General features: G+C 46.8%; 20 protein-coding genes. 12 read left to right on the top strand and 8 right to left on the bottom strand.

Going from position 1 to position 23,198, the window contains the following annotated elements; translation table 11 throughout:
* Nucleotides 1-138 precede the first annotated feature (138 nt).
* On the top strand, nucleotides 139-1,149 hold the full coding sequence (locus QUA78_RS11070) for an ABC transporter permease (RefSeq protein ID WP_333301078.1): 1,011 nt from the start codon (nucleotides 139-141) through the stop codon (nucleotides 1,147-1,149).
* A gap of 11 nt (nucleotides 1,150-1,160) precedes the next feature.
* Here the strand turns inward: QUA78_RS11070 and QUA78_RS11065 are convergent, their stop codons facing one another.
* On the bottom strand, nucleotides 1,161-1,571 hold the full coding sequence (locus QUA78_RS11065; protein WP_172191115.1) for a hypothetical protein: 411 nt from the start codon (nucleotides 1,569-1,571) through the stop codon (nucleotides 1,161-1,163).
* 574 nt (nucleotides 1,572-2,145) lie between these two features.
* Here QUA78_RS11065 and QUA78_RS11060 point away from each other — a divergent pair.
* The 4 genes from QUA78_RS11060 to QUA78_RS11045 all read left to right on the top strand — a co-directional run bounded on the left by QUA78_RS11060 (nucleotide 2,146) and on the right by QUA78_RS11045 (nucleotide 9,132).
* A complete protein-coding gene (locus tag QUA78_RS11060; RefSeq protein ID WP_333301080.1) occupies nucleotides 2,146-4,014 on the top strand; it encodes an efflux RND transporter periplasmic adaptor subunit in 1,869 nt (622 codons plus the stop codon).
* Between the two features lie 415 nt (nucleotides 4,015-4,429).
* Entirely contained in the window at nucleotides 4,430-5,647 is a 1,218-nt protein-coding gene (locus QUA78_RS11055) for an ABC transporter permease (protein ID WP_333301082.1), read from the top strand.
* Between the two features lie 110 nt (nucleotides 5,648-5,757).
* Entirely contained in the window at nucleotides 5,758-6,978 is a 1,221-nt protein-coding gene (locus QUA78_RS11050) for an ABC transporter permease (protein WP_333301084.1), read from the top strand.
* 426 nt (nucleotides 6,979-7,404) lie between these two features.
* A complete protein-coding gene (locus QUA78_RS11045) occupies nucleotides 7,405-9,132 on the top strand; it encodes a chemotaxis protein CheB (protein ID WP_333301086.1) in 1,728 nt (575 codons plus the stop codon).
* Nucleotides 9,133-9,433: 301 nt separating this feature from the next.
* Here QUA78_RS11045 and QUA78_RS11040 read toward each other — a convergent pair whose 3' ends face one another.
* Nucleotides 9,434-12,403, bottom strand: coding sequence for a glycerol-3-phosphate acyltransferase (locus QUA78_RS11040; RefSeq protein WP_333301087.1), 2,970 nt, complete (start codon nucleotides 12,401-12,403; stop codon nucleotides 9,434-9,436).
* 211 nt (nucleotides 12,404-12,614) lie between these two features.
* Between QUA78_RS11040 and psb35 the strand changes: the two genes are divergently transcribed.
* Entirely contained in the window at nucleotides 12,615-12,827 is a 213-nt protein-coding gene (gene psb35 / locus QUA78_RS11035) for a photosystem II assembly protein Psb35 (RefSeq protein ID WP_333301143.1), read from the top strand.
* A 354-nt stretch (nucleotides 12,828-13,181) separates the two neighbouring features.
* Here the strand turns inward: psb35 and QUA78_RS11030 are convergent, their stop codons facing one another.
* Nucleotides 13,182-13,409, bottom strand: coding sequence for a hypothetical protein (locus tag QUA78_RS11030; protein ID WP_333301089.1), 228 nt, complete (start codon nucleotides 13,407-13,409; stop codon nucleotides 13,182-13,184).
* 51 nt (nucleotides 13,410-13,460) lie between these two features.
* Nucleotides 13,461-13,766 carry a DUF6658 family protein gene (locus QUA78_RS11025; protein ID WP_333301091.1) on the bottom strand — a complete coding sequence of 102 codons (306 nt, stop codon included), beginning with the start codon at nucleotides 13,764-13,766 and terminating at the stop codon, nucleotides 13,461-13,463.
* Between the two features lie 53 nt (nucleotides 13,767-13,819).
* Here QUA78_RS11025 and QUA78_RS11020 point away from each other — a divergent pair, with 53 nt between their 5' ends.
* Nucleotides 13,820-14,044 carry a hypothetical protein gene (locus QUA78_RS11020; protein ID WP_333301093.1) on the top strand — a complete coding sequence of 75 codons (225 nt, stop codon included), beginning with the start codon at nucleotides 13,820-13,822 and terminating at the stop codon, nucleotides 14,042-14,044.
* A 219-nt stretch (nucleotides 14,045-14,263) separates the two neighbouring features.
* Here QUA78_RS11020 and QUA78_RS11015 read toward each other — a convergent pair whose 3' ends face one another.
* Nucleotides 14,264-15,004: a DUF2993 domain-containing protein gene (locus QUA78_RS11015; RefSeq protein WP_333301095.1), complete on the bottom strand. Its 741-nt coding sequence runs from the start codon at nucleotides 15,002-15,004 to the stop codon at nucleotides 14,264-14,266.
* Between the two features lie 273 nt (nucleotides 15,005-15,277).
* Here QUA78_RS11015 and QUA78_RS11010 point away from each other — a divergent pair, with 273 nt between their 5' ends.
* From QUA78_RS11010 to QUA78_RS10990, 5 genes are all read left to right on the top strand, one after another.
* A complete protein-coding gene (locus QUA78_RS11010) occupies nucleotides 15,278-16,690 on the top strand; it encodes a DICT sensory domain-containing protein (RefSeq protein WP_333301096.1) in 1,413 nt (470 codons plus the stop codon).
* Nucleotides 16,691-16,777: 87 nt separating this feature from the next.
* Entirely contained in the window at nucleotides 16,778-17,371 is a 594-nt protein-coding gene (locus QUA78_RS11005; RefSeq protein ID WP_333301098.1) for a pentapeptide repeat-containing protein, read from the top strand.
* Between the two features lie 128 nt (nucleotides 17,372-17,499).
* Entirely contained in the window at nucleotides 17,500-18,255 is a 756-nt protein-coding gene (locus tag QUA78_RS11000) for a DUF2993 domain-containing protein (RefSeq protein ID WP_333301100.1), read from the top strand.
* Between the two features lie 241 nt (nucleotides 18,256-18,496).
* Complete coding sequence (locus QUA78_RS10995; RefSeq protein ID WP_333301102.1) at nucleotides 18,497-18,787, top strand: DUF1816 domain-containing protein; 291 nt, start codon at nucleotides 18,497-18,499, stop codon at nucleotides 18,785-18,787.
* Nucleotides 18,788-19,068: 281 nt separating this feature from the next.
* The gene (locus QUA78_RS10990; protein WP_333301104.1) at nucleotides 19,069-19,344 is read left to right on the top strand and encodes a DUF1816 domain-containing protein; all 276 of its coding nucleotides are present in this window, start codon (nucleotides 19,069-19,071) and stop codon (nucleotides 19,342-19,344) included.
* A gap of 168 nt (nucleotides 19,345-19,512) precedes the next feature.
* On the opposite strand, the gene QUA78_RS10985 is transcribed toward QUA78_RS10990, so the two are convergent.
* The 3 genes from QUA78_RS10985 to QUA78_RS10975 form a co-directional block, all read right to left on the bottom strand.
* Complete coding sequence (locus QUA78_RS10985; protein WP_333301106.1) at nucleotides 19,513-20,523, bottom strand: J domain-containing protein; 1,011 nt, start codon at nucleotides 20,521-20,523, stop codon at nucleotides 19,513-19,515.
* Between the two features lie 427 nt (nucleotides 20,524-20,950).
* Nucleotides 20,951-21,100 (bottom strand): hypothetical protein, encoded by a 150-nt coding sequence (locus QUA78_RS10980; RefSeq protein ID WP_333398785.1) that lies wholly within the window; start codon nucleotides 21,098-21,100, stop codon nucleotides 20,951-20,953.
* Nucleotides 21,101-21,815: 715 nt separating this feature from the next.
* Nucleotides 21,816-23,105 (bottom strand): glucose-1-phosphate adenylyltransferase, encoded by a 1,290-nt coding sequence (locus tag QUA78_RS10975; protein WP_333301109.1) that lies wholly within the window; start codon nucleotides 23,103-23,105, stop codon nucleotides 21,816-21,818.
* Nucleotides 23,106-23,198: the final 93 nt, after the last annotated feature.

Below are 23,198 nucleotides of genomic sequence, written 5' to 3'. Positions count from 1 at the left end.
TGTCTGCGTAAGTATGTGCGTAAGTATGTAACTGTCGATCAAAATATCTTCTCTTTAGTTCCTCATACTTTACATAAATTTACTTTTTGATTCATATTTTTGTTCTCAAATCTCAAATCTCAAATCTCAAATCTAATTATGGCTAAATATATTGTTAAACGTTTGCTGGGACTATTGCCAGTCCTTTTCGGAATCACTCTGCTAGTATTTATATTTTTGCATTTGATACCGGGAGACCCAGCTACAGTGCTTTTGGGAGAACGGGGAACTCCCGAACAGGTGGAAATTTTGAGAGCGAGATTAGGTTTGAATCAGCCTTTACCTTTGCAATATTTGGCTTTTTTATGGAGTTTACTTCGCTTTGACTTGGGAAATAGCATTATTAGCGGTATTCCGATAATTGATGAAATTAGAACTCGCTGGCCTGCAACTTTTGAACTGTCTGTTGTGGGGATGTTGGTGGCACTTCTTATCGGAATTCCGGCGGGGATTTTGGCTGCTGTTCGGAAAAATAGCTGGCTGGACAATCTCGCGATGAGCGGTTCGTTAATTGGCGTATCTTTGCCGGTGTATTGGTTGGGATTGATGTTGATTTATTTGTTTGCTGTTTATCTGAAATGGCTGCCTCCTAGCGGGCGGATTAGTGTAGATTTGGGGTTTGGTTTTAAGTCGATTACGGGTGTTTATGTTTTGGATTCTTTGCTGAGGTGGGATTTGGCGGCTTTGCGAGATGCGATCGCCCATTTAATCCTGCCAGCTTTGACTTTAGGAACTATTCCGCTGGCTATTATCGCTCGCATCACCCGTTCTGCGATGCTGGAAGTGCTTTCTCAAGATTACATCCGCACTGCGAGGGCTAAGGGATTGCCGGAATATTGGGTGATTTTGAAACACGCTTTGAAAAATGCGTTTTTGCCGATCGTCACAACTATAGGTTTGCAGTTCGGCACTCTTTTAAGCGGCGCTATTCTGACCGAAACGATTTTCTCGTGGCCGGGAATTGGTTCTTGGATTTACACTGGTATTCTGACGCGGGATTACCCAATTGTCCAAGGCGGAGTAATTTTTGTGTCTGTGACTTTTGTACTGATTAATCTGGCGGTTGATATTTCCTATGCTTTTTTAGATCCGAGAATTCAGTACCGTTAATGAAAAAGAAATCAGACACGAAATGCTTGTTTAACATCCGGCCGCAACAGGTAGTAAATGCTAGCCGCTGCAAAACCCAAAGTTAAAAAATTGACTGCTGTACCGCCGCTACCCAACATTTTGACAATTTGCGCGATGGTGGCGATGATGTGGACAATTAACGTTCCCGTCCAAGCCCATTTTTTGAGTTGAAACAAACCCCAAGCTAAGAGTAAGGAGAGGAGGCCTAAAATAAAACTGAGCGCCGCAAAAATTGCAATGAAGCTGCCGATTACAGTGCCAACTTTCGCCCCGCCGACTGCCGCACCGAGACCGCCAAAAAGGCCGGCAAAAAGTAAGATGAACAAGCCGTCAAGGAGGCTGAATACGCCGCTAATTAGCTGCAAAATTGCCAGAACTGTAACGCTTTGAGGACGATTCATTATTTTGATTTTCCATTTTTAACGGATTTGAAAAATATTTTAACCTGTTGTGGGCACAGGGCGGATATGTATTCAGGATTTACGCACCGCTACCCGTGAAACCGGGTTTCTGCGCGGATTCTTCGCGGACAAACCTGTTATTTGTCGCAGAAGCCGGGTTTATGAGAGTAAGCGTGTTAATACTGTGTCGTTACGAGCTTCGCACTGCTAGATGCGATCGCAGCGATGGGATCGCGAGTCCGCAATGACCTAGTGACGGTCGATCGCCCGCTGTCATATCCCACTGCGATCGCTGGTGAGGAGAGCGTTCCTAGATCCCAAAAATGATATTATTTACTAAAATATATTTTTATTTGCCAGCAGCCAAGAGCGATTCTGTTTAGACCCACCTCTTTTAGCTGAAAAAACTTAACATTATTTAATAATTTGCAAAGATTAGCTATAATTGTTTACAGGTGCTGATTGGGGAACTTTTTTAAATTCACCCGATCGGATGAGTCTGAAAGACGATGCCAAGCATCAGCAAAAATTTTACCTTTAAAGGTAATCCTGAGATTAAATTAGGTGAGTCGGTATGATCGTTAGCCCTAAAAAGGAAACTGCTCAGGTCAAGGTGGAAGATACTCAGACTGTAGACACCAAGGCCGCAGAGACCAAAATTGCAGATAACAAAACCGCCCAAAAGCAGTCTCCAAAGAAACCCGCGCGCAAACCGCAGCGGTGGGCGATTGGGTTGGTTGCAGCCGGGTTGCTAGCTGTACCGACCACTATATATATAGCAAAAAGTCGATCGCAGCCCAAAGTAGATGCGATCGCCACTATGACAGTGCCGGTGGAAGCGCAAAACCTCACGGTGCGGATCACGTCGAGCGGCACGGTGCAGCCGGTACAGCGCGTGAATCTCAGCCCCAAAGGCTCGGGGCGCATAGCAGAATTGTTTGTCGAACAGGGCGATAAAGTGGAAGCAGGACAGATTGTTGCCCGCATGGAAAGCCGCGATGTAGAAGCTCAACTCGCTCAAGCTAAAGCCCGCGAAGCCAGCGCGCGAGCCAAACTTGCCAAAATCGAAGCCGGGAATCGATCGGAAGACATCGCCAGCGCCCGAGCGCGCTTAGAGCAAGCCGAAGCCAGTCTCGCGCAAGTCCAAGCCGGCAGTCGCGTGGAAGAAGTTGCAGGAGCCAGAGCCCGCTTGCAGCAAACTCAAGCCGGCTTGCAGCAACTGCGAGCCGGCAGCCGCGTTGAAGAAGTCAGCCAAGGGCGAGCTCGTTTAGCCCAAGCTCAAGCTCGTTTAGCAGATGCTCAAACCGGCAGTGTCAAACAAGAAATTGCCCAAGCACAAACGCAAATTGACTCGAGTAAAGCCCAAGCCGAACTAACCGCTCAACGGGTGGAACGCAATCGCCCGCTAGTGGAAGAAGGTGCTCTGGCTAAAGATAAACTCGATGAATTAATTAAAGAAAATCGTACTGCCCAAGCTAAATTAATAGAATCTCAAAGACGCCTGCAACAACTGCAAGAAAGTCGGGAGTCGCAAATTCAGCAACTGCAAGCTGCTGTGCAAGTCGAGCAGCAAGCATTGAAGCAATTGCAAAACGGCACGCGCTCGGAAGAAATTGCCAAAGCCGAAGCAGAAGTTGCCGAAGCAAAAAGCAAATTAGCGCAAGTAGAAAACGGCAACCGTCCAGAAGAAATCGCCAAAGCCGAAGCAGCAGTTGCTGAAGCAAAAAGCCAATTGGCCGCACAAGAAAACGGTTCTCGCCCGGAAGAAATAGCTCAAGCTAAAGCTGAATTAGAGGAAGCTCAAGCTCAAGTCCGCTTTCAAGAAGTGCAGTTAGAAGATACGAAAGTTCGCGCTCCTTTTGCGGGAATTATTACCCAAAGATACGCCATCCAAGGAGCTTTTGTAACTCCTGCAACTTCGGCCTCGGAAGCTACTTCGGCAACTTCGACATCGATTGTCGCTTTAGCTAGAGATGTGGAAGTTTTGGCGAAAGTCCCGGAGGCTGATATCAGTCAAATTAAACCGGGTCAAGAAGTTGAAATAGTCGCCGATGCTTATCCAGATAAAGTGTTTAAAGGCCGCGTTAAATTAATTGCGCCGGAAGCTGTTAAGGAACGGGATGTGACGCTATTTCAAGTGCGAGTTGCAATCGACACGGGCAAAGAGTCGCTGCAATCGGGGATGAATGTAGATTTGAGATTTGTGGGTCAAAAGCTGAGCAATGCTTTAGTTGTGCCGACGGTGGCAATTGTGACTAATAAAGGTCAAACGGGTGTGCTAGTTCCTGATGAGAAACAACAGCCGAAGTTTAAGCCTGTTACGGTTGGCTCGACTATTGGCAACAAGATTCAGATTTTGGAGGGTGCAAAAGCGGGCGATCGCGTTTTTACCGAACTTCCTCAAGGTAAAAAATTAGAGGATATTATCAAGAATCAAAAGTAGGGCATGGGGAATAGGGCATGGGGCATTATTTATCTCGATCGCTCTAGGGTGTTTCCCAACCCGGAGATCCCTCCTAACTCCCCTTCTTAAGGGGGGGACAAGAGCAGTCAAAGTCCCTCTTAACAAGGGGGGGACAACAGTATTCAAAGTCCCCCTTATTAAGGGGAATTTAGGGGGATATAGACTAGACTACAAGCGAGATTTATTATAGGTTTAAATATTAATTTGACACCAATAATCCAAATCCCAAATCCCCAATCGAATAATCCCAATCCCCAATCGCCAATCCCCAATCGAATAATCCCCAATCGCCAATCCCCAATCGAATAATCCCCAATCTAAAATCTAAAATCTAAAATCTAAAATCGAATAATTCCCAATCTAAAATCTAAAATCTAAAATCTAAAATCGAATTATGGATATTGTTGAAAGTGTCAAAATGGCCGTCACAACTTTGATGGCAAACAAGCTTCGCAGCACCTTGACGATGTTAGGAATTATCATCGGCAATGCTTCGGTAATTTCTATGATCGGTATCGGCGAAGGAGCTCAAACATTTATCGAGGGACAAGTTAACTCTCTGGGTTCAAACTTGCTATTTATTATTCCCGGCAGTCCTGAAGCGCAAACCCGCCCGGTGATTCCGCCCCAGACTTTAGTAGTGGAAGATGCAGAGGCGATCGCATCTCAAGTTGCTTCTGTCCAAGAAGTCGCACCAACTCTCAATGACAGTCAACTCGTTACTTACCGCAACAAAAATGTCTCATCTTCCATTGTCGGAACTACCCCAGAATTTCTGACAGTCAGAAGCTTTGATGTTGGTCAAGGTCGTTTTTTAAGCAAATTAGATTTAGAAAGACAAGAAAATGTTGTTGCTTTAGGATCGGAAGCAGCCGAACAATTATTTGGCAATACACAGCCAGTAGGTCAATACATTCGCATCAAAAACTCGACATTTCAAGTGATTGGAGTCATGCAGGCTAAGGGTTCTAGTTTTGGCGACAATCAAGATATGAATGTTTATTTGCCGCTGACAACAATGGCCAATCGCATCGTAGGTAGATCGTCTCCCTACGGTACAAAAGTAACATTTATTTCGGTTGCCATCAAGGATGAAACTATGATGCAGGCAGCCCAATTTCAAATAGAAAATCTGCTCAGATTGCGTCATAAAATTACTAAGGAGGATGATTTTACTGTCCGAAATCAGAAAGATTTGATGAAGACGTTGGGCAGTATTACTGGTGCTTTGACATTGATGTTGGCTTTTGTGGCGGCAATTTCGCTGTTTGTCGGCGGCATCGGGATTATGAATATCATGCTGGTTTCTGTTACCGAACGCACGAAGGAAATTGGACTGAGAAAGGCGATCGGAGCATCTCAACAAGATATCCTAATTCAGTTTATGATCGAGTCTGTGATTTTGTCAGCAGCAGGCGGGGCGATCGGCACTGGATTCGGTATCGGCGGCGTGCTTTTAGTAGCTGCTTTTACTCCTCTGCAAGCTAGTGTTTCCCCAATGGCGATCTCACTTGCAGTCGGTGTTTCCGGCAGTATCGGCTTATTTTTCGGCATCGTACCTGCAAAACAAGCTGCTAAATTAGACCCGATTGTGGCATTGAGAAGTGCTTAATTAGTTTGTTGACTGTTGACGGTTGGCTGTTGGCTGTTGACTGTTGACTGTTGACTGTTGGCTGTTATAAAAATAACTCATAACTAATAACTAATAACTCATAACAAAGTATGAATTTTCTTGAAAGCGTCAAAATGGCAGGCCAAACACTGCTAGCCAACAAAACTCGCAGCAGTTTAACAATGATTGGCATGATTGTCGGCAACGCCTCAGTAATTGCCATGATTGGAATTGGAGAAGGAGCTCAAAAATTTGTAGCAGGACAAGTCCAATCCCTGGGTACAAACGTATTAATCGTGAGACCGGGAGTTCCCAACGCGAGGCGAAGTTCTCTGACAAATGTGCCTCAAACTCTCGTATTGCCAGACGCAAAGGCGATCGCAACTCAAGTCCCCTCCGTTCAAGGCGTGTCAGCCGAACTTAACAGTTCAGAGATTGTTCGCTACAGCAACAAAAATGTTTCGGCTCTAATTTTCGGCACAATTCCAGAATTTCTAGAAGTCAGAAGCTTTGAAATGGCAAAAGGGCAGTTTTTGACCGAACTAGATGTTAAGCAAAGTAACCAAGTTGTGGTTCTCGGTTCAGAATTAGCGGAGAAACTTTTTGGCAATACAAATCCCTTGGGCGAACAGGTGCGTATCCAAAATGTCAGCCTCAAAGTAATTGGAGTATTGGCACCCAAAGGGACATCTTTTGGTACGAATTACGATAACTCGGCCGCAGTGCCGATCGCCACAATGGCAAACCGCATTGTCGGGCGGAAATCTCCCTACGGTTTAGCTGTCACCTCGATGTATATTTCTATTAAAGATGAGTTGCTAATGGACGCGGCGCAATTTCAGGTAGAAAACTTGCTGAGACTGCGGCACAAAGTTACCACCGAAGATGACTTTACAGTGAGAAATCAAAAAGATTTAATGGCAACAATGGGTGCGATTTCCGGGGCTCTAACACTTATGTTAACTGCTGTTGCCAGCATTTCCCTATTAGTAGGCGGCATTGGGATTATGAACATTATGCTGGTGTCCGTCAGCGAACGCACTCAGGAAATTGGGCTCAGAAAGGCGATCGGCGCATCCCAACAAGATATCTTATTTCAATTTATTGTCGAAGCTGTAATTTTATCAGCCGCCGGAGGGATAGTCGGTACTTGCGTAGGTATCGGCGGTATCTTGCTTATAGGTAATTTCACGCCCTTGCAAGCTGGTATTTCGCCTGTGGCGATCGCTCTTGCTGTCAGTGTATCCGGTGCAGTCGGCCTCTTTTTCGGCGTTGTCCCCGCCCGCCAAGCCGCCAAACTAGACCCGATCGCAGCTTTGAGAAGTGCTTAATAAATACAGCATATAGCAGACCTATGAGGTAAACCCCCGATCGATCAATTCCCGTAGGGACAAGACATTGCCTTGTCTTTACTGCACTTCATAAACCTATGGGATACGCTGTATTTACTTACTCCGGTATACAATCCGCTCATTTTATGATGGCAATTTTTTTTTGCTCTCAATACTAATTTTTTTTGAAAATACTTAACAAAGTTGTAGTATTTGAAGCAGTTTTAATGACTGTATTTTTACGTAGCTTCTGACCGCAAAAGTTCATAAAAAGCCCGTTAAATATTAAACAGCCAATAAACTTTTGTTGTGGTGTTTACTTCCCAACCAGAAAGTTTAATAATATTAGCTCAGGGGTAAACAGACCTAAGCATCTACAGACGGTACAAACCATTGCGATTTAATCAAAATATCCAATAAATAAACATGGCATCCCTGACCCCTAGTCCTAAATTTGACTATCTCGAAGGAACCACCCAAGCTGACAGATTTAACGCCTTGGATGGCAACGACATAATTTATGCCAACAGCGGAGACGACTTTCTTGAAGGTGACCAAGGCAAAGACAAAATCTGCGGCGACCAAGGCAACGATAATATTTTAGGTGGTGCAGACGACGACATCCTCTGGGGAGGCAAAGGCAGCGACCTAATTGGTGGCGATTCCGGCAACGATCTCATCTACGGGGGCGCAGGTAGCGATACCGTGACCGGCGGCACAGGCGATGATATATTTGCCATTGCTAAAGGCAGCGGCGGCCCAACTGTAGCCACAGCCGACTACATCGCCGATTTCGGCAACGGCAATGACAAAATTCGATTGCTAGATGGCCTCACATTTGAAGACTTAAATATCCAGCAAGGCACAGACGCCAACAGCAACAGCACCGTAATTCAAGACAAACTAACAGGCGAATATTTAGCAGTATTGCCAGGAGTCAACAGCAGCAGCATCAACAGCGACAACTTCACCACTCATCGATCGGGAAACCCAGTCACAGACTGGAACACCACCTTACTCGACGCCGTGCGGACAGCCAGCACCGCGCCTCCCCTCGCCTCCCGCAACATGGCAATGGTTCACGCAGCCATTTACGACTCTGTTAACTCTATTAGCAAAAAATACAGCCCTTACCGCGTCAGCATAGATGCACCAGCAGGGGCATCAGAAGAAGCCGCCACAGCAGCCGCAGCCCACCGCACCCTAGTCAGCCTCTACCCGGCACAAGCAGGTAAATTCGACGCAGCATTGCAATCATCTCTAGCAAAAATTCCCGACGGCAAAGCCAAACAAGACGGTATCGCCCTCGGACAGCAAGTTGCCGACCAAATTATTAGTTCGCGGAATACAGACGGCATCACGAAAGTAGTGCAGTACACCCCCAAAACCGACCCAGGCAGTTGGGTGCCGACTCCCCCTGCCCTTGCCGCCGCGCTGGCGCCACAGTGGCGGGACGTGACTCCTTTTGCGATGACTAGCGGTTCTCAGTTCCGCCCGCCCGGCCCGCCCGCGCTTGACAGCGCCAAGTACGCAGAGGAAGTTAACTATGTCAAAGAAATCGGCAAAAGTGACAGCCTCACCCGGACTCCCGACCAAACAGCCATCGCCAAATTCTGGGCCAACGGCGCAGGTACGTTTACCCCTCCGGGTCACTGGAACCAAATCGCCCAAGATGCATCGGCCCTGGGGGGTAACTCCCTGGAAGATAACGCCCGCTTGTTCGCCCTGCTGAATATTGCCGAAGCCGATGCAGCTATTAGTTGCTGGGATGCCAAGTATCAGTACAACTTGTGGCGGCCGGTTACAGCTATTCGCCAAGCTGACACGGACAACAACCCGAACACGACGGCCGACCCCCTGTGGACTCCGCTGATAACTACTCCGCCGTTCCCTGAGTACACGTCGGGCCACAGTACCTTTAGCGGTGCGGCAGATGCAGTGATGAGTTCTGTGTTTGGTTCGGATTTTGGCTTTGCAGATAGAGGAGACAGGACTGTCAACAGTTTGCGAACCTTTGAAAACTTCAGTCAAGCGGCCGACGAATCGGGCCTTAGTCGCCTTTACGGAGGCATTCATTTCATGAGTGCTAACGTCAATGGTTTAAGTGTGGGTAGAAATGTGGGGAACTATGTTGTCGAGAATTTCTTAGTCTAGGAAAGTAGGGCTCGGAGATACAGCAGATTCCACGTTTATGAAGCCGTAGGGACACGGCAGTGCCGTGTCCCTACCTACAAACAAGTTTTTACATCCCACATTCCGCACCCTCAACTGTCACAATCGGTTTTTACTGATTTTTAGCAAGCAATAAAGCTATAAATTATACCTTCATACAGTATATTGACAGATAAAAAACTTTTCAAAAGCATAATTTATTACCTTTAAAATAGAGTTTTCTGCGTAATTATGCTGTGTGACACCCCAGGGTGCGGAATGTGGGTTACATTTTTCTTTCCGTTTATTCGAGCAATTCTACAGTGCCGAGATATCCGTCTACTCGGACTTTTTGACCGTCTCGCAAGCGAGTGGTAGCTTCAGAAATATTCATGACTGCGGGAATTTTGTACTCGCGAGCGATGATTGCTCCGTGAGACAATTGGCCGCCAACTTCAGCGATAATTGCTGTTGCTCCTAATAGCAGCGGTGCCCAACCTGCATCGGTGTAAGGAACTACTGCGATCGCATTTTCTCCTAAATCCGTGCTCGCGGTGCGGCAAATCTTGACAAAGCCTTCGACACGGCCAATACTTGCGGGAATTCCCTGGATGATATTAGTTGCAGATGTTGCAAGTTCGATCGCCCTTTTCTGAGAATTTGGCAGCAAATTGCCGTAGACGACAGGGGGAATCGGACGATCGCGATCGGCTAACAGGCCATCGCGCCTTTGGCTAATTGTATCCTGAAAAGAAACACTCGCGCCGCTGCGAATCCACTGCTGAATTTCTCCAAATTCCAGATAAAAAATATCCCCGCTTTCCTGAAACACCTGCATTGCCAATCCGCAAGCTTCTATCTCCAAAAAAGTCCAGCGCAGGTGAGCCAACAACCGCGCGTAAATTTCGCTAATTTCGTTTTTGACTATCGCTCTTTCCTGACATTTATCTAGCCGCCACTTCTGCCCAAAATTTAAGTCTAATTTCCGCTTTTCTACTAAATTAGTTTCGGCTTTTTGAGCCATAGTTATTAGCAGTTTTTGGTAAATTTTTGGCTGTTCTCGCCAAGTAGGAACAGCGATATCAGTTCCCACTTCGCTCAAATATCCGTAAATATCAAGCCACTTTTCAAAATTAGCTTGTAAAGCCGGACTTTCGGCAAATATATGTGCTAAATCTGCTCCTGAAATAGTTTCTTCAGACTGCGAAACAGCAGCTTGTCGCAATTTCTGAGCCAACTGCTGTAAAGCTCGCACAGAAGCAATTTCAGGAGCGCTCTCATTGTCCAGCCATTCATCAGCCAGGCGAAAAATTGCTTTGCGAATTGCCAGCCCGATCGGCCCTAATATATTGTAGTAAGTAATCGGTTTCAGCCACTCCTGAATTTGCTCCGCTCTCTCCAACAATTCCGTTAAATCCGTTGCCGAACTTCCCTCTTTTTTCTCCAGACTTTGGAGTGCTGGGAGGAAAATAGAAGTGCGATCGCCCTTAAATTCTGCATTGAGCGCCCTCTCCCGCTGCACCAGACGCCACAAACCAGGCAAATTTGGCAAAATCTTCCCCAAAGGCGGCTTGCCCATTTTTTGCCCTCTGAGCAAAAATTCTAAACCCTGCTCCGGCAATCCCATCATCCGAAAAATTTCGCCCAACAAAGTCGCATTAAAATAGGCGTGAGAACCCAGCAAAGTTGCGGTTTCATTAAAGTTTAAGCCGATCGCGCGATCGCCCAAAACCACCTGAAAAATCTCTCCCCAAACCCCGCAAGTCAGGGGCCGGTTAATCGACCAAGTTAGGGGGCGAATTGCACCAGGAATCACTTCGGCTGCAATAGTTCGCGTCCAAAACGGCTGCAAATTTGTAATCGGGCGGCTTTGCAAAATCCAAACTTTTTCCCCGTCCCAAGTCCATTCAATATCCTGCGGTATGCCGTGAAAAAAAGCTTCGATTGCTTGCGCTTGTTTGACTAATTCTGCTATAATCGATTTCTCAATAATAGAATTATTTTTAATTTGACTTAAACTTTTTTCTAATGATTCAAGTGTACTAAAATTTATTTCTAAATGAACCGGAGTAACTTGTCCGCCGACAACAGATTTAGCCCCTCCCGGCACAGCTTCAATAATAATCTGAGAACCGCCATCTAAAGGATTGCGGCTGAACATGACTCCCGCAAATTGGCTGTCAATATAAGGCTGAATTAATACTGCCATTTGGGTATCGGGCAACTGTCGCTGTCGGCGGTAAGCCACAGCTTCAGAAGTCCAATAAGACTGGCGACAGCGATTAATTGCATCGAGCAATTCTGCCTTAGTTGAAACAGGCCCAATGGTTTGATATTGTCCAGCCGCTGAACTAAGATCCCCGTCTTCTCCCGCAGCAGAAGAGCGAACAATTATACGATCGCGAATTTTAGATTTTATCTTTGCGATTAAAACATCAATACTTGACAAATGCTCGGCATTTTTCTTTTCCCCTCTTCCTTCTTCCTTCTTCCATCGGACTTCTTCCTTCTTGGTTCCATCCGTTACATCCGTTACATAATCCGTTGCCGAACTTTCTTCTTCCTTCGATGGCAATATAAAACCAGCAGGTACGTTAAAACCTGCGCGTTTGAGTTGAGACAATTTAGCAGCTTTATCGCCGCAGATTGCAGCATCTAACGAGTCATCAAGAGAAAACAATTGCTCTGATTTAGATAAAGCCATATCATCACCCTGACTGAAATTAATTGCTGCTAACAAAACAGCTAATCCTGCTGCTGCTAAAAATTCGGGCATTGATTGTCGCCACACCCAAACCCAAATTGGCGTGCACAGACACCCGCAACGGGAAGCAAAGAGTCTCGCCCGATCGCCCTCACCCCACCACCGCTGTGCCAAACCCCACACCAGCAGCCCCAACATGCCCGATGATACAGCCATCGGCGGCGAAAATACAAAAAGACCCCAAACAGCGTTGGTCACGCCTCCACCTCGGGCGATCGCATATCTGCCCGCAACTAGAGGAATTAACAGGGCGATCGCGATCGCAGGTGCATCCGGAAACCAAAATCGCCCCGCCAAAACCGGCGCAATACCCCTGGCAATTTCCGCCAACACCGCAGCAATTCCCGCTAATTTCCCCCCGTGAACGAAAGCTGCCGACACCCCCACATTCCCCGTACCCAGCGCCCTCAAATCTCGGCGGCCAAACACTCGCACCGCCCATCCCGTTAGCGGTAAAGCACCCAGGCTGAAACTAGCAGCCAACAGCAATGCTATTGTCCCCAACGGCATAAAATCAGCTCTCCTATTTTCAACCTCTAAACATTATGACGGCAATTCTGTCAATTTTTCTGTCTTCCGATATATCAACCAAACGGCATTAGCACTTAAGATAATGTAAAAGTAGAGTAGATAAGGATTTGGCCTAATGATAGATATCAGCTTGACCACTCCCATGGCAGTTCTTGTTGCACCCATCAAGCGAGTAACGATCGATCTGCTGATGCAGCAGCCAGTGCCGGAATCAAGTGTCAGCTTGACCACTCCAATATTAGTTCTTGTTGCTGGCTTTATTGCCGCAGTTACGATCGGCTCGATCGCCTGGTACAACTCCAAGCGCCCCCCCGGTTGGGAATCCAAAGAACGCCCTGATTTTGTACCGAAAGTTGATAAAGACGATTTGATTGCTGATGTTTCTGACTCGAAACGTAAATAAAACAAAGTTTCTTTAGAGGAATAAAAGCAGGACTTGTGCATTAATGAGAAAACCCGGTCATTGCGAGTTTGTCATTACCGGCCGGAGCGCGGCAATTTCAATGGTTCATTTTTCCATTTTTTGCGCAAGTCCTAGAAATTTCAAATCCCAATCTAAAATCTACAATAAGGTGCGCCCCTAAGCACCCTACATAGACAGGACTAAGGCTAAAAAGTAGTTTTAGACGACGATACATATAGCGCAAGGTGCGCCCAGTGCACCTACAGGTGCTGCGTCTAAGACTGATATAGAAGTTCTGGGTAAGTCTTGTGAATATTGTGTAGGGACAATTCAGAAAAAGCCCCTACAAATCGGCTATACCGCGCAAGTTTTGCAGCGGATTGAGGATCTTTCCTTGGCATCTTCAGCGCTATTTTTCAAGAAAGCAGAAGCATCCTTAACGGCTGCCTCTACTCTCTCTAAAATATTGGCATCGGTCTTGCTGTGATCGAATAGCTGCTGACCTTGAGTCTGCTGTCCGTCTCGCGCTTCTAACAAAGCTTTATCTCCGCCGAGTTCCGGGTCGAACTTGTCAGTTTCCATCGGTTCCCAACCCGGAGCGAGCAGTTTTGAGGAATTAGATTTAGCGGTAGTTCAGGCCAGGAGCCGATCGCCCATAATCGACAAATCAGCCCGATTCTTTTCTGCTTGAGCAGGCGACTGATTTACTTTAGGATCGGTGGATTTTTTATAATTCGTGTATCCATCACCGCCAGCCTTGTGAGGGTTATTCATTCCTCCAGCTTGAACGGGAGGATTATTGGGTCGAGCACCTTGAACATCGCCCGCATTGCAAGCGGTGCTGGTAAATAGCAGCAAACCTGCCATAAATACAGTCAAAAATTGAGTCAAAAATTGACCGATACCCAGTCTTTTAAAAAAAGCAGTTACAGTGTTCACAAAATTTTTCCAAATTTTTACTACTACTGGTTAAGAGTAAAAATAAACTCCCCATGCCTGCCTCTAACGGCGGTGATATTTTGCTGCGGATTGCTATCGATTTTTTTATAACTTTAGAGGGATTTAAAAAGTGCGATCGCCTTCGAGAGATTATTTTTGGTAGGACTTACGCGCGGGTATCTAGAAACCCGGTAAAAAACCGGGTTTCTAGAGTAAGTTCGGTTGAGAAGCTCGTACCCGAAAAATCAGAAAAGGGCGGAGGTAGTTTCAAAGCATAGTCTTCGGGTGCGTCCGTTCCAATAATTGCTAGATGTCAAAAGCTTTTCGGTTTTTGACCCCGCCCACAAACGCATACTTGCAAACGACTCATGTCGTGGAGATGTAAAAATTTTAGACTCTTGTTCAAGAGACCAGATTCATCTGTGGAGTAAATCTAACCTCTAAAATCTCCAATCCACTGACGCGCCCTACTAGCTAATAACCTCAGAACGCTACTGCTAATTTGGGAATTGTTCGACTTTCGCTTCAGCTTGCAAAGTCAGCACACCAGCTTCCACATTTAGCTGCTGAATTCGCAGGGACATTCCCTCAAGTTCAAAATTTCGCAAGTTTAAAACTTCACCAGCTTTGTCCGCCAAAGCAGCAGTAAACTCAGGCGAAAATTCCTTGTTGTCGGGATACTCGACATCCTGAAGAGAAATTGCCCAACCGCCCGCTTCGATCTGAGGTTTTGCTGTAAAATAAATGTTTTCAGTTGAGGCAGTTTCCCGCACCAATACCTCAGCATTTACAGCGATTTTTCCGGTTTGCAGCAACTGGCACTCCATAGTTTGAACGTCTATTGTTAGCAGTTTGCCGTCAACAGTTACTTTTAAGTTGTTCAGTTTGCGGCTGATGTATTCGGAATTAAAAGCGCGGTTGATATCGCTTTCTGTTAAAACTGCGCGTGCCGTACCGAAGGCAGGGCCGTTCAGTTCAATTTTGCCAAACATAGCGGTTAGGGGATTGACAGCAATATCTTTGACGTGAATTTGCAAATCTTCCACGCGCAAATCTTGTTGCATTACCAATCCTTTGCCCTCAACCGCAACGGCCTCTACTGCTCCTTGGGCTAGCTGGCCCGGATCGGTGTTGACTGTGACAGACAAAGTTTCCGATTCGTCTAATTTGCTAGCAATAGCAATTTCGGCTACTTTGTCGATCGCCTGTTCCCCTAAACTCCTATTTTCTTGAAGCACGCTCAGAATTCCTAATAATATTGTTTAAAAATAGTAGTTAATACTTAATTTAGTTAGCGTCTTCCTCTCGGCAGGTTTCCGGTCTTAAAAAAACTCAGCCAAAGACAGAGGGTTTCTACAAAGTTGCTAAAATTAGTAAAGTGCGCATTGCGCACTCTACATTGACTCGGTTGCCAAGCGGTGAAAAATCAAAAACTCGGATTTTTGCCAAAAGTTTTTTCGATAAGTTCGATCGCCCGCTACAATAAATAAAAGCCGGCACCGCCTTTTGTAATGAATCCAGAATCAACTCTCGCCAGACTACAAGCTACACTTCCCGACGGAAAACTGCCTTCTAGCTACGGGGTTTACTTCAAAAACACCCTAGTAGCCCTGTGTCACGCCCTAGAAGACCACATTTTGCAAACCAGCGGCGGGGAAAATATCGAACTCAAACCCCTAGTTTTGGTGACGTTTCAGCAGGGTAAATGGTATTTACAGGAAGCCGATCGCTACCTAGATATTGCTAATGCCTCTCGGCGCGTTGTCATCGGTGCAGTAGCCGACAGCGGTTTCGCTACCCACAAAACGGGTCAATTAGAAAATGTATCTTTAATAAATCTTGATGAGATCGACCCGCTAATCCAAGAATGGAATTTAATCATCCTCGCCCCGACATACAAAGCAATGGTGCTTTGCCGCGAACTTTCAGCCGAGGAATACTTGCCCGAGGGCAAGCCAGAAGTAGATACAGAGCGAAAGTTCTACGGTTTGTGGTCGTTTGACCAGTCTTTGGTGTCGGCTGCGGCAGAAATTTTTATAGAACAGACGCGACATTACAACTCTCCCCTGGCCGACAGTTTGCTGGAAATGTACCACGAAATCCTGGCAACTAAAGGCCCGCCTTTGGCCGACATTAGCGGCGTCGTATCGCGGATCGTCACTTACCTGCAAAGTTCTCAGCAGCAAATGGTAGCAATTAACCGCCAAACCCGCGAGTTGTGGGAATTGGAAGGTCAAGCTTTGCGTATCAGCCGCAATTTGAACGCTAACAAACTTCAAGCTTTTCTGCGGATGGCCCAGCGCGTGGACGAACGAGATACGTCAAATCCTACAGCGTCTTTGCAGGTGGCGGCTTTGTCGGAAACTTTGGGTCAACTGCTCGATTTGCCGGCTTTGCAGTTGCGCAGGCTGCGGCTGGCTGGATTGCTGTTTCGAGTCGGCTTAGTTTCGGCCCCGAATGAGGTGTTCGATCGCACTCCCGATGCTTTTGACCAAGCAACTCTAGCATTTTGGCGCGATCGCAGTTTCATTGGTTCCCAACTGCTCCAAGCAATGCCGGAATTAGCACCTGTGGCGGAAATTGTCAAGCACCAACTCGAATATTGGGACGGCAGCGGCAGGCCAGAGGGTTTGCGATCCGAAACAATACCCGTTGCTTCGCGGATTTTGGGGTTGGTCGCTCATTTTCAAGAATTGACTCAACCGCGTGGCGATCGTCCGGCTTTGAGTTTGAGCGAAGCTTTAGAAGAGTGCCGGGAACTGTGCGGCATTCGCTTCGATCCGGCTTTGGTGGAAACTCTCAGCAACGTCGTCAGGCTGGCAGAAATGGGTTTGATGGAGTTACCGAGCCGCCCGAGTCAACTGCCGAATGTATGGTTGGAGGATTTGGGCGATCGAACGACCGCGACTGCTCCGGCATTGTAAAATAACTGGACTGTTGACTGTTGACAGTTGACAGTTGACAGTTGACTGTTAACCAACAACTGACAACCAACAACAGACAACTGACTAATGACTAATGACCTCGAAGCCATACGCAAAGGCAAAATTCTGATGTTGGCCGGCACTGATTTAGCCGGCAAAGACTTAGCGGGAGCCGATCTCGTCGGTGCTAACTTGTCTCAAGCCAACTTGAGTGGAGCTAATCTCGCCGGCGCTAACTTGCAGCGGGCCGTATTGCGAGCCAACCTCCGCGGCGCTGACTTGAGCGGCGCTGACTTGCGAGGCGCAGATTTTCGCAATGCCGATTTGCGGGGAGCTTCCTTCGCTAACGCTTTAGTCCGCGACGCAAGTTTTGGGGGTGCTTTTTTGACGGGGGCCTCCATTGGCAATTTGGATTTGAGCGGTGTCGATTTTCGCGGGGCCGATTTGCGGGGCGCGAATTTGGCTCGGGCAATTTTGCACTCCGCCGATTTGAGCCATGCCAATTTGTCCGGCGCTGATTTGTCGGGAGCTGACTTGGAAGAAGCGATCCTGAATGGAGCCGTACTGCGCGGCGCTAACCTGACGGGGGCTAATTTACTTTGCGCCACGATCGAACAAACCGTTTGGGATGGAGCCTTGCTCGATCGCGCCTGTCTCCAAGGCACCCCCCTGAGCCTTTAAATTTCAACAATGTTGTTTTGAAGACAGACAAAAAAACAAGATCTGCTTATGAAGTGAATAAGCACAAGCGATTTTTACATTTCTTAATATAGGGTTATAATGGCGACTGTAGATGAGCAAACGAATAAATGGTAGCAGCTTTGTTTAGCAGTACATCCTTTCAAGGTCAAAGTGGCGATCGCCTTGTTAGTAAAGTAGCAGGAGCTGCGATCGCAGCCTTATTCAAGCGTTCTGAAAAGGCCGAGGCCAACATCCGAGTCGAACCAGTAGCCAAACTCTTGCAGGGAAGCATCGACGGTTTCGACTTCGTTGGCAAAGGTATGTTGATGTACAACGGTCTCCGCATAGAAGTGATGGAACTCTACCTGCAAGCACTCTCCATTGATTTTGGGGCGATTTTTGCAGGTCAAGTGAAATTGCGGCAGCCTACCCAGGCAAATATGCGAGTAGTCTTAACTCGATCGGATTTAACCACCTCATTCAATACACCTTTTGTAGTTGAAAAACTCCAGAAGCTGAAGTACCAAGAGCAATCTCTGCACTTTCAAAACACTGAAGTCAGCTTCGGAGCCGACAAATCCATTCGGCTTAAGTCCGAAATAACCGTAGGCGATGCCAGCGAACCCGTCAACATAGATATTACAGCTCAATTGCAAGTAGAAGACCGACGCAAAATCCAATTTGTCAGCGTTACTTACGGCGGTGACGGGCAAGCAGTAGACTTGGGTCAAGCTATAATTGCCCACGTAAATAACTTGCTAGACTTAGACAAATTTGCCTTAGAGGGCACTCAACTGCGAGTAGACCGCTGCCGAGTTCAGAACGACGAGCTGGTTTTCTACGGTTGGGCTGGTATCGAACAGTTCCCCAAAGGCAAGCGCTAAACCTCAGCAGGCTGAGGTTGGCCCAGCCCTCTAGTTCGGAAAAACAGAATTTTTCAGTTAGCAAACAACCCGCACCGGCGGGTTTTGCTTTGGATTTTAGATGGGAGGAAAATCTAAAATCTAAAATCTAAAATCTACCATCTCAGTTCGATCGACTCAAAATCAGCACTGAGGTTGATTCGATGGGGCAAATTATTTTGATAGATTTAAATAATAAATTAAATCACCCTCAAGAATAAAGATGCTCGGATTTTATTTATTTTGTATCTACGTCGCAGTCTTGTCCGTGTTTTCGGGGCCGGGTCACCGTCGGTCTGAGAAATGGTGGGTAGAAATTGTCACCGATTTGCCCCACTGTACCTACTATTTTGGTCCCTTCGACACCGACAAAGAAGCTTCCAGCAATACTCCAGGCTACATAGAAGACTTGGAAAGCGAGGGAGCCAAAAGGGTTAGCATCCGCATCAAACGGTGTCAGCCTTCGGATCTCACAATTTGTGAAGATGAAGTCTCAGAAAGTTTGGCGATTTAATGACTTTGAGTTTTGAGTTAACTCAAACCTCAACAATAATATAAACACGCTCTTCTCCTAGTCCTTGCCTTGCGGACTTTGTACTTGCAGACTTTGTGTGTATAGCAGGGACTTAGAGTCTCCCAGCCTAAAACTCTTCTCCACCGAAATGCTGATTTTAGACAGCAGCAACTCTCAAAAATTACTTGCGTCAAATCAGCACTGAGGACGAGCCGATCGAGTTATTTGCCCGGATAAGTTGAGAAGAGTAAAAACTACTTAACTTGTTGCAGAGGTGAATTATGTTTGAACTTTATATGTTCGGTATGTTCCTTGCGGCGGTTTCGATACTGACTCAACCGATGACCAGCGGTAGAGGTCGCCAGTGGTGGGTGGAAGTTGACACAGATTCGCCCAAGCACACCTATTACTTTGGCCCCTACGACAGCAAGGATGAAGCTTCTAATAACACTAACGCCTACATCACAGACTTGGAAAAGAAAGGAGCTAAAAACATTAGCATCAACATCAAGCAAGGTCGCCAACCCAGTCAGCTAAAAGCTAGCGAAGAGTCTTGAGAAAGTGGAATGCTCAACTATGAATAGGTCGATCGAGCTAAATCCGCTCGGGCGCGGGTTCACCAATATCGATGACTTCAGCTCTAGGATATTTGTAAACCCGCCTCAACCCGAGGGATGATTCACTTTCCTTGGTGATTTTGTTTGATACGGGCAATGCAAGTTTGTTCAAAGTAGCGCTTGGTTTAAATTGCTCCGGGGATTAAAAGTGCGATTTCCTTTGATTTTTTCATAGCATTCGCGTTCTACAGTGCTAATTTCTTTCGGCGGCACGATCGCCACTTTGACCAACAAATCAGTCCGTTCGTCTTTCTTCGGTTTCGGCCATCCTTTGCCCCGCAACCGCAAAGACTGACCAGAGCGAATCCCCGCCGGAAACTTGACAGTAATCATACCTTCTGGTGCAGGCACTTCAATTGAAGCTCCCAACACCGCTTCGTCGGGAGTTATCGGCACTTCGCAGACCAAATTCTCTCCCTCAAACTGGAAGAAAGGGTGAGGCAAAACTTCTAATTTTAGGTACAAATCTCCCTGCTGCTTCGTGTACGGGTCAACTTGACCTTTGCCTTTTATCCGAATTTTGCTGCCAGTTTTCACTCCAGCAGGAATCGAAACTTCGCCTGTGGCGACACGCTTGGAAGTACCCCGAAAGGCTTCCCCCAAAGTCAGGGAAATGGCGACCTCGGTGTCGAGAGAGCTTCCTGCGGTGCGGTTTTCGTACCCCGCGAAATCTTCAAATCCGCCAAAACCGGTGGGCCCGCCACTGCTGGTGCGGTAGTTGCTGTAATTCCACTTGCCGGTGCGCCCACTACCCGCACTGCTACCTGCGCGGCCTAGCAAGGCATTGATAAATTCGTCAAAACTGCCGTACTCGCTGAAGTCAACCCCGCCAAAGTCTACATTCGTAGCGCCCCCGCCCGGCCATCCGCCTGGAGTTGTGGCAGCTTGCTTCCAGTATTGACCGTATTGGTCGTATTTTTTGCGTTTTTCTGGGTCTGAGAGCACTTCGTAAGCTTCGTTTACTTCTTTAAAACGAGCTTCGGCTTCTTTGTTCCCGGGGTTCATGTCCGGGTGATATTTCCGGGCTAGTTTGCGGAAAGTTTTTTTAATTTCGTCAGAAGTGGCAGTTTTGTTGAGTCCCAAAATAGCGTAATAGTCTTTAAAATCTGTTGCAGCCATTAAGCAATCCCTCTTTATTAGTTGTTAGTTGTTAGTTGTTAGAAAGAATAAATCCCAAATTAGCAGGATGGCGAATTAGCTGGATGCCAGTGGCAAAAGTGCCTGCGGCATCTCATTCAAATTATAGGTTATCAAAGGTTTGGACTCGATCGAGTTCGGTTGTTGCTTGGCGTTCGATCGCAATTTCCGCACTCCGCTGCTGTTTGAGATTTTATAGCATTCGGCTCTCTTGTGCTGAAGGCAGCCGGAGCAGCCGGCTCTGTTATGCTTTTGGCATTCGACAAGAAAAACAATGGTTTCATCAATTAAGAACGTCCTCACCCTATGGGCGGTTACTATACCTTTGAGCTTTTAGACGGTGAAACTCTTGCCACGATCAGTTTTGAAGAGTTGTGCGCCTTCGGGCTTTCGGGAGGCGGCGAGAGCTTTAGGCTGCTACCCGGTTGAAACGAACCGGGGAAAGCTGCTGCTGTTGATGGCGCGAGGCTAGGAGGGTTGACTGGCGCGGACGATCGCTCTTTTTTTGCACTTTTTTTGTGGCGCGGTGCGATCGAACTTCTCGATCTGAGCTTTTCACCCGATGCAAATCCTAGAAAGTTCTCATCAGCAACTCTGGTCGAATCTCCTGGCTGAATTGTCGCGAACTTATACCCTAAAACGCGCAGTAATTCCACAATCTTTCGAGATAATTTTCCCTCACCTCAGAGCGGTGCTATACAATCTTATTTTTTCACTATCTGAATACATTTAAGTCAAAGTAATATAACATAATCTCTCCGATGTCTGTTAACTAGAACACACACATTTAAAAAATTTAAGATAAAATAGTAGAGCGATAAGCTTTTAACGCTACGAGAGTGCTAACATTATGAATTATTTGCTAAGTTGGCCTTGCGGCTGCTGCGACGATTGGAAAGATAGTTCCGAGAGTTGTGTTGTACTAAGAAACGGGCAGCGCATTTGTCAGTCGTGCTACGATCGCAAATACAAGAATCAGAAGCTATTCGCCAGACGCCGGCGAGCGAACATATCTGTATCACCGCAGGCCCTAACAGAGACTATCCCTTATTAATGTGCAATGCTGTGAATAAAGCGAAGTATTTAGACAACCTAAATCAGCGGTTTCCATTAATAATAAGATAAAAAAATTTAATTTCGTCATCAGTCATCAGTCATCGGTCATTGGTTATCTGTCACTAATTTAGTTATTTATCATCTGTCACTTGAAAAGCAGGTAACAGATTTTAACTTAAAAAACTAATGACTGACGACTAATGACTAATGACTAATAACTAAATGATAGTTCCATCAGGAATCGTGGCATTTTTCAGGACTACGATAATGCCGCTGCGGATGTAAAAACCAAGGTTTTCGCGGTTGGCTTCTTCCACTCGGTCTTTATTAATTATTTGAACATTGTGGCCGATGCGGGCATTTTTATCCACAATCGCGCGGCGAATTGTAGTATCTGCACCGATACCGAGGGCGACGCCGCCGTTGTCCACACTCGAATGCCGTTCGGCGTCCGGTTCGTAAAAGTCAGCACCCATGACCAGAGTGTCTTGAATCGTACATCCAGCTTCAATGCGCGATCGAACTCCCAACACAGAATGGTCGATCCGACACTTTTTGAGAATGCAGCCTTCAGCAATAATCGATTCCGTGACGTGAGTATCTAAAAGCTTAGTCGGCGGCAAGAAACGCGGGCGAGTGTAAATAGGCGCCTTTTCATCGTAGAAACTGAAAGGAGGCTGAGGCTGTTTTGTCAGCGCCAAGTTAGCATCGTAAAAAGCCTCAATGGTTCCGATATCTTCCCAGTAATCGTCAAACAAATAAGCTTGAACGTTGTGGTCTTTTGCATTATTCGGAATAATCTCTTTACCAAAATCAGTTTGGTTTGGAGATTCTTTCAGGAGTTTAATCAGAACTTCTTTTTTGAAGACGTAAATCCCCATCGAAGCAATGTAAGGACTTTCCTGAGCCTGCTGCGCTGTCAGTCCCAGTTTAGTAGTATCCACCTGCATTTGTTTGAGCGCATCGCCTTTTGGCTTTTCGCTGAAAGAAACAATGCGGCCGTTGTCGTCGATTTTCATCAAACCAAAATCCGAGGCCCGCTTCTCGTCCATTGGCAAAACTGAGAGGGTGATATCGGCGTTGGTTTCGCGGTGTCTCTGCACAAACTTCTGGTAGTCCATGCGGTAGAGGTGGTCGCCTGAAAGAATCAAGTATTCGTCAACGTCCCACTCTTCTAGCAGCCAGAGATATTGGCGAACTGCGTCGGCTGTCCCTTGAAACCAGTTGGGGTTTTCCTGAGTTTGCTGCGCGGCGAGCACCTCTGCAAATCCGTCGGTGAAGCCGGAAAACTGGTAGGTGCGAGCGATGTGGCGGTTGAGGGATGCCGAGTTGAATTGAGTGAGGACGTAGATTTTGACTATTTCCGAGTTGATGCAGTTGCTGACAGGAATATCGATGAGGCGATATTTGCCTGCGAGGGGAACTGCGGGTTTGGCTCGCAGTTTGGTTAGGGGGTAAAGGCGGGTGCCTACACCGCCACCGAGGATGATGGCTAAGACTTTTTTCAAGGAACTTTCTCCCTAGGGTCGATTAACTCTCCAAGTACAGTGTCGGATGGTGAGGGCTTCTTGACAAGGGGGGGGAGCAAGGAAGTTTTGAGT

The sequence above is a fragment of the Microcoleus sp. K4-B3 genome (assembly GCF_036704615.1).
Classification (GTDB): Bacteria; Cyanobacteriota; Cyanobacteriia; order Cyanobacteriales; family Microcoleaceae; genus Microcoleus.
This window is presented reverse-complemented; position numbering and strand designations above follow the sequence as displayed.

Excerpts from the sequence above, each read along its gene's own strand:
- QUA78_RS11070 (WP_333301078.1), top strand. The coding sequence starts at position 139 with ATGGCTAAATATATTGTTAAACGTTTGCTGGGACTATTGCCAGTCCTT.
- QUA78_RS11065 (WP_172191115.1), bottom strand. The coding sequence starts at position 1,571 with ATGAATCGTCCTCAAAGCGTTACAGTTCTGGCAATTTTGCAGCTAATT.
- QUA78_RS11060 (WP_333301080.1), top strand. The coding sequence starts at position 2,146 with ATGATCGTTAGCCCTAAAAAGGAAACTGCTCAGGTCAAGGTGGAAGAT.
- QUA78_RS11055 (WP_333301082.1), top strand. The coding sequence starts at position 4,430 with ATGGATATTGTTGAAAGTGTCAAAATGGCCGTCACAACTTTGATGGCA.
- QUA78_RS11050 (WP_333301084.1), top strand. The coding sequence starts at position 5,758 with ATGAATTTTCTTGAAAGCGTCAAAATGGCAGGCCAAACACTGCTAGCC.
- QUA78_RS11045 (WP_333301086.1), top strand. The coding sequence starts at position 7,405 with ATGGCATCCCTGACCCCTAGTCCTAAATTTGACTATCTCGAAGGAACC.
- QUA78_RS11040 (WP_333301087.1), bottom strand. The coding sequence starts at position 12,403 with ATGCCGTTGGGGACAATAGCATTGCTGTTGGCTGCTAGTTTCAGCCTG.
- psb35 (WP_333301143.1), top strand. The coding sequence starts at position 12,615 with ATGCAGCAGCCAGTGCCGGAATCAAGTGTCAGCTTGACCACTCCAATA.
- QUA78_RS11030 (WP_333301089.1), bottom strand. The coding sequence starts at position 13,409 with ATGGAAACTGACAAGTTCGACCCGGAACTCGGCGGAGATAAAGCTTTG.
- QUA78_RS11020 (WP_333301093.1), top strand. The coding sequence starts at position 13,820 with ATGCCTGCCTCTAACGGCGGTGATATTTTGCTGCGGATTGCTATCGAT.
- QUA78_RS11010 (WP_333301096.1), top strand. The coding sequence starts at position 15,278 with ATGAATCCAGAATCAACTCTCGCCAGACTACAAGCTACACTTCCCGAC.
- QUA78_RS11005 (WP_333301098.1), top strand. The coding sequence starts at position 16,778 with ATGACTAATGACCTCGAAGCCATACGCAAAGGCAAAATTCTGATGTTG.
- QUA78_RS11000 (WP_333301100.1), top strand. The coding sequence starts at position 17,500 with ATGGTAGCAGCTTTGTTTAGCAGTACATCCTTTCAAGGTCAAAGTGGC.
- QUA78_RS10995 (WP_333301102.1), top strand. The coding sequence starts at position 18,497 with ATGCTCGGATTTTATTTATTTTGTATCTACGTCGCAGTCTTGTCCGTG.
- QUA78_RS10990 (WP_333301104.1), top strand. The coding sequence starts at position 19,069 with ATGTTTGAACTTTATATGTTCGGTATGTTCCTTGCGGCGGTTTCGATA.
- QUA78_RS10985 (WP_333301106.1), bottom strand. The coding sequence starts at position 20,523 with ATGGCTGCAACAGATTTTAAAGACTATTACGCTATTTTGGGACTCAAC.